This is a genomic window from Streptococcus catagoni, from assembly GCF_011421425.1.
Lineage (GTDB): Bacteria > Bacillota > Bacilli > Lactobacillales > Streptococcaceae > Streptococcus > Streptococcus catagoni.
Genome location: NZ_WPCW01000002.1, coordinates 26,947 through 41,227 on the forward strand (window position 1 = coordinate 26,947; position 14,281 = coordinate 41,227).

Annotated in this window: 14 protein-coding genes and 1 other annotated feature; of the genes, 10 read left to right on the plus strand and 4 right to left on the minus strand. The window is 35.2% G+C overall.

Features of this window, described 5'->3' with window-relative positions; translation table 11 throughout:
• Positions 1-31 precede the first annotated feature (31 nt).
• Complete coding sequence (locus tag HBN42_RS03985; RefSeq protein WP_165993787.1) at positions 32-904, minus strand: YitT family protein; 873 nt, start codon at positions 902-904, stop codon at positions 32-34.
• Positions 905-1,023: 119 nt separating this feature from the next.
• Positions 1,024-1,263 (plus strand) — a binding site (T-box leader).
• Between the two features lie 49 nt (positions 1,264-1,312).
• On the opposite strand from HBN42_RS03985, the gene trpS reads away from it, so the two are divergent.
• The gene (gene trpS / locus HBN42_RS03990) at positions 1,313-2,335 is read left to right on the plus strand and encodes a tryptophan--tRNA ligase (protein ID WP_165993788.1); all 1,023 of its coding nucleotides are present in this window, start codon (positions 1,313-1,315) and stop codon (positions 2,333-2,335) included.
• 203 nt (positions 2,336-2,538) lie between these two features.
• Positions 2,539-4,020 (plus strand): IMP dehydrogenase, encoded by a 1,482-nt coding sequence (gene guaB, locus HBN42_RS03995; protein WP_165993789.1) that lies wholly within the window; start codon positions 2,539-2,541, stop codon positions 4,018-4,020.
• A gap of 182 nt (positions 4,021-4,202) precedes the next feature.
• On the opposite strand, the gene recF is transcribed toward guaB, so the two are convergent.
• Together recF and yaaA are read right to left on the minus strand one after the other, a co-directional pair.
• Complete coding sequence (recF, locus tag HBN42_RS04000; RefSeq protein WP_165993790.1) at positions 4,203-5,300, minus strand: DNA replication/repair protein RecF; 1,098 nt, start codon at positions 5,298-5,300, stop codon at positions 4,203-4,205.
• A 2-nt stretch (positions 5,301-5,302) separates the two neighbouring features.
• On the minus strand, positions 5,303-5,677 hold the full coding sequence (gene yaaA / locus HBN42_RS04005) for a S4 domain-containing protein YaaA (RefSeq protein WP_165993791.1): 375 nt from the start codon (positions 5,675-5,677) through the stop codon (positions 5,303-5,305).
• Positions 5,678-6,071: 394 nt separating this feature from the next.
• Between yaaA and yfmF the strand changes: the two genes are divergently transcribed.
• The 8 genes from yfmF (at position 6,072) to HBN42_RS04045 (ending at position 13,421) form a co-directional block, all read left to right on the plus strand.
• Positions 6,072-7,316 (plus strand): EF-P 5-aminopentanol modification-associated protein YfmF, encoded by a 1,245-nt coding sequence (gene yfmF / locus HBN42_RS04010; RefSeq protein ID WP_165993792.1) that lies wholly within the window; start codon positions 6,072-6,074, stop codon positions 7,314-7,316.
• A gap of 1 nt (position 7,317) precedes the next feature.
• The gene (gene yfmH, locus HBN42_RS04015) at positions 7,318-8,601 is read left to right on the plus strand and encodes an EF-P 5-aminopentanol modification-associated protein YfmH (protein WP_165993793.1); all 1,284 of its coding nucleotides are present in this window, start codon (positions 7,318-7,320) and stop codon (positions 8,599-8,601) included.
• A gap of 49 nt (positions 8,602-8,650) precedes the next feature.
• Positions 8,651-9,628 (plus strand): helix-turn-helix domain-containing protein, encoded by a 978-nt coding sequence (locus HBN42_RS04020; protein ID WP_165993794.1) that lies wholly within the window; start codon positions 8,651-8,653, stop codon positions 9,626-9,628.
• A 4-nt stretch (positions 9,629-9,632) separates the two neighbouring features.
• Complete coding sequence (pgsA, locus tag HBN42_RS04025; protein WP_165993795.1) at positions 9,633-10,175, plus strand: CDP-diacylglycerol--glycerol-3-phosphate 3-phosphatidyltransferase; 543 nt, start codon at positions 9,633-9,635, stop codon at positions 10,173-10,175.
• A gap of 2 nt (positions 10,176-10,177) precedes the next feature.
• Positions 10,178-11,017 (plus strand): energy-coupling factor ABC transporter ATP-binding protein, encoded by an 840-nt coding sequence (locus HBN42_RS04030; RefSeq protein ID WP_165993796.1) that lies wholly within the window; start codon positions 10,178-10,180, stop codon positions 11,015-11,017.
• Positions 10,993-11,835 (plus strand): energy-coupling factor transporter ATPase, encoded by an 843-nt coding sequence (locus HBN42_RS04035; RefSeq protein ID WP_165993797.1) that lies wholly within the window; start codon positions 10,993-10,995, stop codon positions 11,833-11,835. The genes HBN42_RS04030 and HBN42_RS04035 overlap by 25 nt, the downstream gene beginning before the upstream one ends.
• A complete protein-coding gene (locus HBN42_RS04040; protein WP_165993798.1) occupies positions 11,828-12,634 on the plus strand; it encodes an energy-coupling factor transporter transmembrane component T family protein in 807 nt (268 codons plus the stop codon). Before HBN42_RS04035 ends, HBN42_RS04040 begins: the two co-directional genes overlap by 8 nt.
• A gap of 139 nt (positions 12,635-12,773) precedes the next feature.
• On the plus strand, positions 12,774-13,421 hold the full coding sequence (locus HBN42_RS04045; RefSeq protein WP_165993799.1) for a transglycosylase SLT domain-containing protein: 648 nt from the start codon (positions 12,774-12,776) through the stop codon (positions 13,419-13,421).
• 220 nt (positions 13,422-13,641) lie between these two features.
• Here HBN42_RS04045 and HBN42_RS04050 read toward each other — a convergent pair whose 3' ends face one another.
• A complete protein-coding gene (locus HBN42_RS04050) occupies positions 13,642-14,280 on the minus strand; it encodes an HAD hydrolase-like protein (RefSeq protein ID WP_165993800.1) in 639 nt (212 codons plus the stop codon).
• Position 14,281: the final 1 nt, after the last annotated feature.

Below are 14,281 nucleotides of genomic sequence, written 5' to 3' on the forward strand. Positions count from 1 at the left end.
CTTTTTTCAAATAGAAGGGGCAATTGCAGCCTTACATTGGTAATAAAACATCTTTGTCTTCAAGACGATAATTTTTCGTAAGACTAAATCCACGTCCCATAACCTGGGCAGCTGGCATTACAACAAGGAAGGCCATTTCATCTATTTCTAAGATTTTTTCTTGTAAAGCTGGTAGTTCATAGGTTGATACGACTGCCATAAGCATGACCTTATCAGATGTGGTGTAACCTCCACGAATGGGAATTTTGGTAACGCCACGATCCATGACAGTAGTGATATGCTCTCTTATAGCTTGATACTCGTTAGAAATAATCATGACATTCTTAGAAGAATCAAAACCATTTTCCATAATGCCAATAACATATCCAATGACTAGTAGTCCAATGGTTGAATACATCACATCATCTGCTGAAAGCGCTATAAGACCTAAAATAACACTTATACCATCGACAATTGTCATTGAAACTCCAAGAGTTAAAGGAGAAAATTTATGTAAAATTTGGGTCAGGATACCAGTACCACCTGTAGAGGAATTTCCCCAAAAAACCATCCCTAAACCTATACCGACAATGATGCCCCCAAATATAGATGCCAGTAATTGATTGTGTGTTAGAGTAGGTAAAAAATTAGTCATGCGAATGGCAATAGGATAGATCCATGACCCATAGAGTGTTTTTACAAAGGTTTGTTTTCCTAAAAAGAAATAGCAAAGCAAGAGTAGGGGAATATTACTAACCATTAAAAAAAGTGATGGACTTATTCCAAATAGTTCTTTGATAACTACTGAAATACCGACCATACCACCTGAAGCAATATTATTGTGGACAAACATAGTATTGAAACCGACTGCTGTAATAATAGAACCAATCGTCACATACAAAAAGTCCATTACCCTTCTTTTCATATTTCTCTTACTCCTTTTAATTCATATATATAGACACTCATTATCTCCTAAAAATACCAGTTGCGTCAAGTCTTATATTCCAAAAATAAGGAAACTTGACAAATACCCTGAAATTTCATAAAATGAGGCTAAATTAGAGGAGTAATTTTTATTTTGCTTAAAGAGAGCTAGCGGTTGCTGAGAGCTAGTAGCAAGGAAAGATGAAATGGACTAATTGTTTATTTGAGAGGAAAACATAACACTCAGGTTTGGCACCCCTTATCGTGCAACTTCTTTAAATAGAGAAGATGAGATGACATTACTATGGATAATGTTAATTGAGGTGGTACCGCGTATTAACTAGTAATAACGCCCTCACACAAGAAACTTGTGTGTGGGCTTTTTTTGTTACTTTATAAAGGAGAAGAAATGAAAAAACCCGTCATATTAACAGGAGATAGACCAACTGGTAAACTACATTTAGGACACTATGTTGGCTCTTTGAAGAATCGTTTTATTTTACAAGAGGAAAATAAATATAATATGTTTGTTTTCTTAGCTGACCAGCAAGCTTTAACGGATCATGCAAAAGAGACAGAAAAAATCCGTGAATCTATTGGGAATGTAGCTTTAGATTACTTATCAGTTGGATTAGATCCAAGTAAATCAACTATTTTCATCCAAAGTCAGATTCCTGAACTTGCTGAATTGACCATGTATTATATGAATCTTGTTTCTTTGGCTCGTTTGGAGAGAAATCCTACTGTTAAAACAGAGATTGCTCAAAAAGGTTTTGGAACAAGTATCCCAAGTGGATTTTTAGTCTATCCTATTTCACAGGCTGCTGATATTACAGCTTTTAAGGCTAATTTAGTGCCTGTAGGAAATGATCAAAAACCGATGATAGAACAGACCAGAGAAATCGTAAGAAGTTTTAACCATACTTACCAGACGGATTGTCTTGTTGAACCAGAAGGAATTTATCCTACAAGTGAAGGTGCAGGAAGATTACCTGGTTTAGATGGTAATGCTAAAATGTCTAAGTCCCTTGGAAATGGGATCTACTTATCAGATGACGCTGACACCGTTCGGAAAAAGGTCATGAGTATGTATACTGATCCTAATCACATTAAGGTGGAAGATCCAGGTCAAATTGAAGGAAATATGGTTTTCCATTACCTTGATATTTTCGGTCAAGAAGAAGATAGAGCTCAAATTGAATCTATGAAAGAGCATTACCAACGTGGTGGTTTAGGAGATGTTAAGACAAAACGTTTCTTGTTAGATATTCTGGAAAGAGAATTATCCCCTATTCGTGAGCGTCGTCTAGAGTATGCTAAAGACATGGGGGAAGTTTTCCGGATGTTAGAAGAAGGCAGTCAAAAAGCTCGATCTGTTGCTGCTCAAACCTTGTCAGAAGTTAAATCTGCCATGGGAATTAATTATTTTTAAAAAATACGAATAAAAAATAAAAAAACACATAAAAATTTGTGTTTTTTATTTTAAAAAACGAACATTATAACTTTGATAATTGATTTTCATAATAAACTTTGTAACAATTTGTTGACAAATCAATATAGCGTGATATGATAGTAACAATAAAAATTTAGACGGCGTCTATTTACACTAATAAAAAGGAAAAGAGGATATTTTTAATGTCAAATTGGGACACAAAATTTTTGAAAAAGGGTTATACATTTGATGATGTATTGCTCATACCAGCTGAAAGTCATGTTTTGCCAAATGAAGTTAAACTACAAACCAAATTAGCAAAAAATTTAACATTGAATATTCCTATTATAACAGCAGCCATGGATACTGTTACTGATAGCAAGATGGCTATTGCTATTGCGCGTGCAGGTGGTCTAGGTGTTGTCCATAAAAATATGTCAATACGTGAACAAGCCGAGGAAGTACGAAAAGTAAAACGTTCAGAAAATGGCGTTATTATTGATCCTTTTTTCCTAACACCAAATCATAAGGTTTCTGAAGCTGAAGAATTAATGCAGCGCTACCGCATTAGTGGTGTTCCAATTGTTGAAACTCTTTCTAATCGTAAATTAGTTGGTATTATTACAAACCGTGATATGCGTTTTATCAGTGATTTTGATGCGCCTATTTCTGATCATATGACAAGTGAAAAACTTGTAACTGCAGAGGTTGGAACGGACTTAGAAACAGCAGAACGTATCTTGCATGAGCACCGCATTGAAAAACTACCTTTGGTTGATGACAATGGACGACTATCTGGTCTGATAACCATCAAAGATATCGAAAAAGTTATTGAATTTCCAAATGCTGCTAAGGACGAGTTTGGTCGCTTGCTAGTTGCTGCAGCGGTTGGGGTTACTTCTGATACATTTGCGCGTGCAGAGGCTTTATTTGAAGCAGGTGCAGATGCTATTGTTATAGATACTGCACATGGTCACTCCGCTGGAGTGTTAAGAAAAATTTCTGAAATTCGTGATCATTTCCCTGATAAAACTTTAATTGCTGGTAATATTGCAACAGCTGAAGGTGCACGTGCCCTTTATGATGCTGGTGTTGATGTTGTTAAGGTTGGTATCGGACCTGGATCTATTTGTACGACACGTGTGGTAGCTGGAGTTGGTGTTCCTCAAATTACAGCAATCTATGATGCAGCTGCAGTTGCTCGTGAATACGGAAAAACGATCATAGCTGATGGTGGTATTAAATATTCTGGTGATATTGTTAAGGCTCTTGCTGCCGGTGGAAATGCTGTCATGCTAGGTTCTATGTTTGCCGGAACTGATGAAGCTCCTGGTGAAACAGAAATTTTCCAAGGTCGTAAATTTAAAACTTACCGTGGTATGGGATCTATTGCTGCTATGAAAAAAGGTTCTAGTGATCGCTATTTCCAAGGTTCAGTCAATGAAGCTAATAAATTGGTACCAGAAGGAATTGAAGGTCGGGTAGCTTATAAAGGTGCAGCAGCAGATATTGTCTTCCAGATGCTTGGAGGTATTCGTTCAGGTATGGGTTATGTGGGTGCTGGGACCCTTAAAGAATTACATGATAATGCACAATTTGTTGAAATGTCTGGGGCAGGTCTGATAGAAAGTCACCCTCATGATGTACAAATTACTAACGAAGCTCCTAACTATTCTGTTCATTAATAAACAATAAGTCGGTTATAGTCTATAAACCGGCTTTTTTTGCTCTTTAAAAATTGTAAAGATACTTGTCAATATTGTAAAGTTTTTTGTCAACTTCGTCAACAACCCGTAAAGTTTTTATTTTTAAAATTGCTATTTAAAGCTATCGTTTCAACATAAAAGATAATAAAAAAGCAAACTGTTTAGTCTGCCTTTATGGTTCCATTGTCAATATGGAATATTTTTATATTTTCGGGTAGTTGTGATAAATGGTCCAAACTCGTAGTGGTGATAAAGGTTTGAACATTCTCTTTAATAATGGCTTCTAATAGCTTGGTTTGTCTGGTGTTATCCAATTCACTCATGACATCGTCAAGTAATAAGATGGGATTATCTCCAGTTGTCTTTTTCATTAAACTCACTTCTGCCATTTTTAAAGAGAGAATAAGACTTCTATGTTGGCCTTGACTGGCAAAGTTAGCATCCATCTGATTGATATAAAAAATAATATCATCTCGATGCGGCCCTAAGCTGGTATTTTTCCTAAAAATATCTTTTTTCCTATTTTTTTTGAGTTCTTCTATAAAGATTTCCTTGATATTAGTGTTTTCACCAGCTAGTGGTAAAGAAGCCTGGTAAGAAAGAGTTAAATTTTCTAACTGATTAGATATCGCGTTATGATGTTTATTGGCTTCATGTTCAAGTGCCTTTACAAAGGAGATGCGTTGTTCAATGACCCTACTTCCATATGTTGCTAATTGTTCGTCTAAAACGGATAAAAAGTCATCATCAATGGAAAAATTAGCCTTTAAATAACTGTTTCTTTGCTTAAGAACATGATTATAGTTTGAGAGGTCTGATAAATAGACTGGTTTAATCTGCCCTAAATCAATATCAATGAACTTACGTCTAAGGCCTGGAGCACCCTTAACCAACTGTAAATCTTCAGGAGCAAATAATACAACCATCATGGTTCCTATGTACTCTGACAGTTTTGCCTGCTTTAAAGAATTAATTTTAGTTATTCTACCCTTATCTGATAAGGATATTTCTAGACTTAACTTTCCACTTAGACGACTAAGCTTGCCAAGCACCTGTAAAGTACTTTGGGAGAATTGAATTAATTCTTTATCAGAACGGGTTCGATGGCTTCTGGTTAATGCAATAAAATAAATGGCTTCCAAAAAATTGGTTTTTCCTTGTGCATTATTTCCGATAAATACATTTAAAGTTGAAGAGAATTCTTCCTTAATATGATCGTAATTTCGATAATTTTTTAGTTGAAGTTCTGTAATCCACATTATCAAGCACCTGGAAAGCGAACAGGTTTATTCTTATCTCTTTTTACACTATTCTTACCTTTTTTAAGCTCTTCCTTCTTATCTTTGTTTAATTTTTTAACAAGTTTAGCGACACGCGCCTTTTCATCTGTTTGCTCTTGGAAAAGGACAAGTTCTTCTTGACTAGGCTTTACAATAGTAATAGTTAGGCCCTGATCAGGAATGGAGACAGTATCTCCAATGCGGATTTTTTTACCCCGACGCTTTTCATCCTCACCATTAAATAAAATAGTCTGTTCAGCTAGATAAGCTTTAACAGCTCCTCCACTTTGGATAAGCCCTACTTCTTTTAGAAGTGCTTGTAAGGTAATATATTCTGTAAATAGTTTGTAGTCCATCATTTTCTCCATTATATAATTGATGTCATTATAGCATAAACTTTAATCAATGATAAGTTGAAACTATTAGATACCATTGAATTGAGTGAGATCCTTACTCTACCTTCACTTGGTGTTGGGTGCTACTCTTTTGACTTTTATACAAATCATTGTATAATATGGTTAGGAAAGAAACCTATTCAAAGAGAGTGCATTTTTAAAAAGATTAATTATTATTGTCACTATCAGGCAAAAAAGAATCAAATGCCTTGCTAACTTTCGTTTATAATAGCATCACTTAGAAGTCTCTAGGTGCTTTTTCATTGTTATTATCCTATTTTCGAAGGTTAAATGATGAATCTATGACCACTAAAATGGTATAATTTAGGAATCACAATATTATTAAGGACAGTCTATGAAACTTGTTGATGGCGTACAACTCCATTTATTAAAATCAGAAAAATTTAAAACTAATCATATCACTTTCAGATTTTCAGGGGATTTTAATCAAAAATCTGTTGCTAAGAGAGTTCTCGTTGCACAAATGATGGCAACGGCCAATGAATTGTATCCTACTGCTAAGGATTTTAGAGAAAAATTAGCACAGCTCTATGGAGCTAACTTATCCACTTCAGTTTCTACCAAAGGATTGGTTCATATAGTTGATATAGATATAAGCTTTATTCAGGAAAGGTTTGCCCTTAAAGAGGAAAAATTGTTGGATGAAGTTATTCAATTCTTGAAGGGAATACTATTTCATCCCCTTCTTTCAGTGGCTCAATATCAGCCAAAAGTTTTTGAAATTGAAAAGACAAATCTTATCAATTACATTGAATCAGATAATGAAGATTCTTTTTATTACAGTGCTTTAGAGGCTAAGAAACTCTTTTATACTGATAGTGATTTACAAGTTTCAAAATATGGAAATACTGAGTTAATTGAGAAGGAAACAGCCTATACCAGCTACCAAGAATTTCATAAGATGCTTATGGAGGATCAAATTGATATCTATATTATGGGCGATTTTGACGAGTATCGTGTCCTGCAACTACTACACCAGTTTCCCTTTGAAGCTAGACAAAAAGAATTGTCTTACTATTATCAGCAAGACTATGTCAATGTTGTAAAGGATGTCAATGAATTAAAGCCTGTAAACCAGTCTATTTTTGAATTGTCCTATTATTTTCCAACTCTAACTTATAGTGAAAACAATCTGTCAATGGTTCTTTTAAATGGTTTACTTGGATCATTTGCACATTCTCCTTTATTTACAACGATCCGAGAGAGTGAAGGGATGGCCTATACAATTGGAAGCAGACTGGATGTTTACACTGGAAGATTAGCTATTTCTGCTGGTATTGACAAGGAAAATAGAACGAAAACCTTACAACTTATAACCAAGGAATTGAATGATCTTAAAACAGGTCGCTTTTCTAGTGCCCTACTTGAGAAGACAAAGTTGATGATTCTTACCAATGCTTTACAAAGTGATGATTACAGTAAAGCAATCATTGACAGGCATTACACCAGTAAGTATGTTAATCAAAACTATGACTTAGAGACCTGGATTAAAAATGTTCATCGTGTCAGCAAGAGAGATATTGTCAAGGCTGCAAACCATGTCAAGTTACAATCACTTTATTTTTTAGAAGGGAAATAAAATGCAGAAATTAACCCATATTTCCTATGGTGCCATAAATGAAGAACTCTATTACGGAAAGCTAAAAAGTGGTTTACAAGTTTACATCATACCAAAGGCGGGTTACAATGAAAAATCAGCCATGTTGACTGTCAATTTTGGTTCACTTGATAGTCAATATACAAGTAGAGGAAGACTGATCTCTAATCCAGAAGGGGTTGCTCATTTCTTAGAACATAAACTTTTTGAAGATAAGTCTGGTGGAGATGTATCACTCAAGTTTACAAGTTTGGGGGCTGAAGTCAATGCCTTTACTACTTTTGACAAGACTTCTTATTTTTTTTCAACCACAGATCACTTTCTTGAAAGCTTGAATCTATTGCAAGATTTTGTCATGACAGCGTCTTTTACTGAAGAATCTGTCAATAAAGAAAAGAAAATTATTGGTCAGGAAATTGATATGTATTTGGATGATCCAGAATATCAGTCTTATATAGGAGCTCTTCAAAATTTATTTCCAGGCTCAAATTTAGCAGCTGACATTGCTGGGAGCAGAAAGTCCATTGACATGATTACTGGCGATGTTTTACGTAGAAACTATAAACAATTTTACCATCCTTCTAATATGGCTCTATTGATAGTAGGCGAAGTTGATGTGGAAGAAACTTTCCAATCTGTTTTACAGTGTCAAGAAAATCATAAGTCAAGAAGACCAGCTCGTGCAAAGATTGAGCCTCTACCTTATCTTCCTCTTATAAAAAGTGGTTCCATTGCAATGGATATTTCAACTTCAAAACTAGTGGTTGCCTACAGAGGAGTTAAATTTGATAATGACTTTTCTTTCTTAGAATATAAAATTTGTTTAAAGTTTCTTTTATCAATGCTTTTTGGTTGGACTTCAAAAACCTATCAGGATTGGTACGGTGATGGTAAAGTTGATGAGTCCTTTGATATAGAAATAGAAATTCAAAAAGATTACTCTTTTGTTCTAATCAGTTTAGATTCAAGTCAACCAATTGCCATGTCCAGTCAAATCAGAAAGAAGATTGAACAATTTACCAAAGCAAAAGATATCAATAATGAACATCTCACCCTTCTAAAGAAAGAAATGTACGGAGATTTTCTTCAAAGCCTGGATTCTGTAGAACAGGTGTGCAATCAATTTAATCACTTTTTATCAGATGGGGAGAATTACTTTGATATACCAGAAATAATTGCTAAAGTGACCTTAGAGGAAATTCTTGCTGTAGGTGAAAATTTCTTCGGAAGGGCAGAAGTCTCCGATTTCACTGTCTTTCCAAAATAAAGAGAAATCTGTTATAATGGATATAATATTTTAATTTAGAGGTACCTGTATGAGAGAACAAAGTCTCGGTGAGTTACTAAGAGAAGCGCGTGTTAGAAGGCAAATCACATTAGATGATATTGAAAATAGCACAGGCATCTCATCTCACTATTTATTAGCAATGGAATTAGATCAGTTTAAGATAATTCCTGAAGAAAAGTTTGATACCTTTTTAAGGCAGTACGCAGATATTGTTGGTTTAGATTTTCTATATTTAAAAGAAAGATATAGAAAACAAAGTTTAAAAAAGACCAACTTATCAGAACCAACTGTAACACAATTGGTTGAGGAAAAATTAAGTCGTAAAAAGCAAGAAAATAAGGCTTATTGCCCTCCACCCTTTCCAATCCCAACCCCTCCTCCAACAACTTCTGCCCCTAGCTCCACTTATTTGTTTAACGAACATTTTAAAAATGAAAGTGATAATGATGACTATGAGCAAGAAGTTTCAAGATTAAGTAAATATAAGGTTGAGGATAAAAAATCAAAATCATTTTTTTCAATCCTATTGTTAAGTTTGATTGCTCTGACCATTTTAAGTTTTATTTTCTTTGCAGTTTGGCAACAATTTTCTAAAGAAAATAAAGCAAATGAAGCTAGGTCTGAATTTGTCAATAAAACAGCTGATAAAAAATCAAGTTCAACAACTAGCAGCGAAAAGAAAACAAAGATTGTGACTGAAGGTCAAGATAATTATCTAAAAGCAACTATTACAAAAGCTAGTGACACAGTAGAAGTAACAGTCTCTTTAACAGACGCAGAAAGTGCTTGGATCTCACTAACTAATTCTGATATTGGTGAAGCTGGAATAACTTTGACAAAAGATAATCCAACCTATACAGCGACTCTTCCTGCGGAAATAAGTGAAGCACTATTAACCTTAGGAGTTAAAGAAGGTGTATCAGTAACTATTGATGGTCAACCTTTAGATTTATCTGCACTCACAAGTCCTGATGTCAGTTATATCACTTTAGAAATGATAAGGTAAAAAAATGTCTAAAAAAGAAAATATTCCCAATTTACTAACCTTAATTCGTATAGTTATGATCCCTCTTTTTATATTAATCACTTCTTGTTTTAGTGAGAGGGGCTGGCATATCTTTGCTGCCATTATCTTTGCTATTGCAAGTTTGACAGATTACTTAGATGGCTATTTAGCCAGAAAATGGAAGGTTGTAACTAATTTTGGTAAATTTGCAGACCCACTTGCAGATAAGATGTTGGTCATGTCTGCCTTCATTATGTTGGTAGGTTTAAAGTTAGCACCTGCTTGGATCGCTGTTATCATCATTTGTCGTGAGTTGGCTGTAACAGGGTTGAGACTTTTGCTTGTTGAATCAGGTGGAGAAATTTTAGCAGCAGCTATGCCTGGTAAAATCAAAACAGCAACGCAGATGTTTTCTATCATTTTCTTGCTTTGTCATTGGATGCTTATTGGTAATATACTACTGTATATAGCTCTCTTCTTTACAATCTATTCTGGCTATGACTACTTTAAAGGAGCTGGTTTTCTCTTTAAGGATACTTTTAAATAAACATGTCACATATAATTGAAGTAAAAAATATAAAATTTAAATATCAAAATGAACAAGAAAACTATATTCTTGATGACGTTTCGTTTCATGTGAAACGTGGCGAGTGGTTATCAATTATTGGGCATAATGGTTCTGGAAAATCAACTTCGGTAAGGCTTCTAAATGGTTTGATTGAGGCTGAATCTGGCAGTATTTTTGTGGACAATCAATTGCTGACTGTTGACAACATCTGGGAAATTCGACAAAAAATCGGAATGGTTTTTCAAAATCCTGATAATCAGTTTGTAGGGGCTACCGTTGAAGATGATGTTGCCTTTGGCCTTGAAAATAAAGGTGTTCCCTATAACACGATGGTGAAAAGGGTTGAAGATGCTTTGGAAATAGTAGCAATGTCGCATTTTAAAGAGAGAGAACCTTCACGTCTTTCAGGTGGACAAAAGCAGAGAGTGGCCATTGCAGGTGCACTTGCTTTAAGACCAATGATAATTGTCTTGGACGAAGCAACAAGTATGCTTGATCCCCAGGGAAGATTAGAATTAATAAAGACTATTCAAGATATCCGTCGAGAATATGATCTTACAGTTATTTCTATCACACATGATCTGGATGAGGTTGCACTCAGTGATCGTGTTCTTGTGATGAAAAATGGACAAGTTGAGTCTAGCTCTACTCCGAATCAACTTTTTGAACGAGGAGACGAACTACTTAATCTAGGGCTAGATATTCCCTTTACTAGTACCGTTACTAAAGTGCTTAGAGAAGAAGGCTTTAGTCTTGATGACTCCTATAAAACAGAAAAGGAATTAGAAGAACAGCTATGGCAATTAATTTCCAAGGCGTAAGTTATACCTATCAAGCGGGGACTCCTTTTGAAGGACGTGCCCTTTTTGACATCAATCTTGACATCATAGATGGTTCTTATACAGCCTTTATAGGACACACTGGTTCTGGTAAATCTACTATTATGCAACTTTTAAATGGCCTCCTTACGCCTACTCGGGGTGCTGTTACAGTTGATAAGCAGGTCATAACCAATCGATCAAAAAATAAGGATATCAAACTAATCCGTAAAGATGTTGGTTTGGTTTTCCAATTTCCTGAAAGTCAACTTTTTGAAGAAACTGTTCTGAAAGATGTGGCCTTTGGCCCACAAAACTTTGGCATTTCAAAAGAAGAAGCAGAAAAAATAGCGCGTGAAAAGTTAGCACTAGTTGGCATATCAGAGGATCTTTTTCTAAAAAATCCTTTTGAATTATCTGGTGGTCAAATGCGTCGAGTAGCCATTGCTGGTATCTTGGCCATGGAGCCTAAAGCCCTGGTTTTAGATGAACCCACAGCGGGTCTAGATCCCAAAGGTCGACGAGAGTTAATGGAACTTTTCAAGACCTTACATGATTCTGGAATGACTCTTGTCTTGGTAACACATTTAATGGATGATGTGGCTAATTTTGCAGATTATGTCTATGTGCTTGAGGCTGGCAAGGTGATTATGTCAGGAAAACCTCACGATATTTTTCAAAAAGTAGACTTTTTAGAAGAAAAACAATTAGGAGTTCCTAAAATCACAAAATTTGCGCAGAAAATGGTAAAAAGGGGACTCCGTTTACCCTACTTACCAGTTACTCTAAATGAACTAAGAGAGGTTTTAAAACATGGATAAGCTTATCCTTGGGAGATATATCCCAGGAAATTCAATCATTCATCGTTTGGATCCCCGAAGTAAGTTACTAGCAATGCTTGTGTATCTGATCATTATCTTTTGGGCTAATAATTTTGTTACAAATTTGATTATGCTTATCTTTACAATGTTGACAGTCTGTTTGTCCCAAATAAAGCTTTCCTTCTTTTTAAAAGGTCTTAAACCCATGATAGGAATCATTTTGTTCACCACTATGTTCCAAATATTTTTTACTCAGAGCGGAGATACACTCTTTCACTTCTGGATTATTAAAATTACAAGCTTAGGATTAAGTCAGGCCGTTCTTATTTTTATGCGCTTTGTTTTAATCATCTTCTTTTCAACTTTATTGACCTTGACAACTACTCCTTTGAGTCTATCTGATGCGGTGGAATCTTTGTTAAAGCCTTTAAAGCCCTTGAAGGTTCCTGCCTATGAAATTGGTCTCATGCTTTCTTTAAGTCTTCGTTTTGTTCCAACCCTAATGGACGATACTACTCGTATTATGAATGCACAAAAGGCCAGAGGGGTTGATTTTGGTGAAGGCAGTCTTATTCAAAAGGTAAAGTCAATCATTCCAATACTTATTCCCCTCTTTGCATCTAGCTTTAAAAGGGCAGATGCCTTAGCTATCGCTATGGAAGCAAGAGGTTATTGTGGCGGAGATGGACGAAGTAAATATAGATTATTGAAGTGGACATTTAAAGATAGTATTTCTATTTGTATTGTTATTTTGTTGGGAATAGTTTTATTTGCATTAAAAACTCCAGTTTCTAATTAGATGTAGTATATGGATTCTTAGCTTATGGTAGTGTTCTGAATTCTTATAAAATCAACATTCTTGTAATATTTTTAATATATCCTCTATATCCAAGTAACATAATTAAGTTATTATGATTTACGGAGGAATGAGGTATATTATGTTGAAAAAAATAAGTTTTAAAAAACGTTATATCAGTTTTAGTATTTTAGCATTTGCGATTGCCTTAGTGGCCTTGGTTTTTGCTTTTTCAGGCAAAAACGTTGATACAGAATCTTACGTCAAAAAAACTGAAACTAAATCAGTAGAGAAAGCTAAAAAAACATCTAAAGTAAGTGTAACTTCTACAAAAAAAGAAGAATCAAAAACAACAACAAGTTCATCTAGTCAAGCAAGTGCTGAAAAAGCTCCCACTCATGAGGAGACAGAAGCAGCTAAGGTTGCTACAGTAGAAGCGCAAGCAGCTCCTGCTGCAGAAGTCTATCAAGTAGAGCAACTTGAACCAACTGATCAAGTACAACAACATGCAGCAGCACCTGCAACTTATCAGGCTAATGGTAATACTGCTGGTGCTGTAGGTAGTCAAGCAGCAGCTCAAATGGCAGCAGCTACAGGGGTTTCTCAAGCAACTTGGGAAGCTATCATTGCGCGTGAATCCAATGGTGATCCAAATGTGGCCAATGCGTCAGGAGCTTCAGGTTTATTCCAGACTATGCCAGGTTGGGGTTCTACTGCAACAGTTCAAGACCAGGTTAATGCAGCCGTAAGAGCTTATAGATCTCAAGGTTTATCTGCCTGGGGTTACTAAAGCTTAAAAGATTAGCAATAGTGTGGGATTTATTCCCAAAGTTGAATATAAAAGAACAGAGTTCTATTTTATTAGAGCTCTGTCTTTTTTCTTTGGTCTAATCTAAGTAATAGTTCTTGGTCTATCAAGTCTTTTAACTTCTTTTGAAAATTCCTCACAAATATGAGAAAAGCATCCCAATCTTAGACCTTGGATCTCAGTTGGAATGCCATGGATAGGATTATTTATTTTTTACCAGAAGTTTATAGACCTCTAAGAGGGAGTCTGCTATATGGTCAGCTCCAGCCACTTGAAAATCTGTTTTTTTACCAAATCCCCAAGTAACACCTAATGTCTTGATTTTATTTTCTTTGCCACCAATAATATCAAAAGATGTGTCTCCTATGATAATAGCGTCTTCAGGATTGATTGAAAAATCTAGCAAGCAGGCTTTAATGATATCTGCTTTTAAAAAACGATCTTCTCTTGAACCATAAATGGCCTTGAAAAAGTGCTTTATTCCCAATTCTTCCAGCATGACATTGGCCATAGGTTCGTGCTTACTAGTTGTAAGATAGAGATAGTAGCCTGAGTCATTCAATTTCTTTAATAGGGTTGTTATCCCCTCATATAGGGTGACTTGGTAAACACCTTCTTTTTTGTAAAATTGTCGAAAATGAGATATTGCTAAATTGATTTCTGATTCTTCTAAAAAATAGTTGGCAAAGGTGGTTTCTAAAGGTGGACCGATATAGGTTGATAGAACTTCTTTGTCTGGTGTGCTGAGATCTAATTGTTTAAATGTCCTTTGGAAAGCGTTCAGGATTCCTAAACTAGAATCAACCAGAGTACCATCTAAATCAAAAAGAATTGCTTTCATT

Bases quoted from the DNA above. Each gene is read 5' to 3' on its own strand.
- HBN42_RS04045 (WP_165993799.1), top strand. From the start codon at position 12,774: ATGTTGAAAAAAATAAGTTTTAAAAAACGTTATATCAGTTTTAGTATT.
- yfmF (WP_165993792.1), top strand. From the start codon at position 6,072: ATGAAACTTGTTGATGGCGTACAACTCCATTTATTAAAATCAGAAAAA.
- yaaA (WP_165993791.1), bottom strand. From the start codon at position 5,677: ATGGACTACAAACTATTTACAGAATATATTACCTTACAAGCACTTCTA.
- HBN42_RS04030 (WP_165993796.1), top strand. From the start codon at position 10,178: ATGTCACATATAATTGAAGTAAAAAATATAAAATTTAAATATCAAAAT.
- guaB (WP_165993789.1), top strand. From the start codon at position 2,539: ATGTCAAATTGGGACACAAAATTTTTGAAAAAGGGTTATACATTTGAT.
- HBN42_RS04035 (WP_165993797.1), top strand. From the start codon at position 10,993: ATGGCAATTAATTTCCAAGGCGTAAGTTATACCTATCAAGCGGGGACT.
- HBN42_RS04020 (WP_165993794.1), top strand. From the start codon at position 8,651: ATGAGAGAACAAAGTCTCGGTGAGTTACTAAGAGAAGCGCGTGTTAGA.
- recF (WP_165993790.1), bottom strand. From the start codon at position 5,300: ATGTGGATTACAGAACTTCAACTAAAAAATTATCGAAATTACGATCAT.
- HBN42_RS04050 (WP_165993800.1), bottom strand. From the start codon at position 14,280: ATGAAAGCAATTCTTTTTGATTTAGATGGTACTCTGGTTGATTCTAGT.
- trpS (WP_165993788.1), top strand. From the start codon at position 1,313: ATGAAAAAACCCGTCATATTAACAGGAGATAGACCAACTGGTAAACTA.
- pgsA (WP_165993795.1), top strand. From the start codon at position 9,633: ATGTCTAAAAAAGAAAATATTCCCAATTTACTAACCTTAATTCGTATA.
- HBN42_RS03985 (WP_165993787.1), bottom strand. From the start codon at position 904: ATGAAAAGAAGGGTAATGGACTTTTTGTATGTGACGATTGGTTCTATT.
- yfmH (WP_165993793.1), top strand. From the start codon at position 7,318: ATGCAGAAATTAACCCATATTTCCTATGGTGCCATAAATGAAGAACTC.
- HBN42_RS04040 (WP_165993798.1), top strand. From the start codon at position 11,828: ATGGATAAGCTTATCCTTGGGAGATATATCCCAGGAAATTCAATCATT.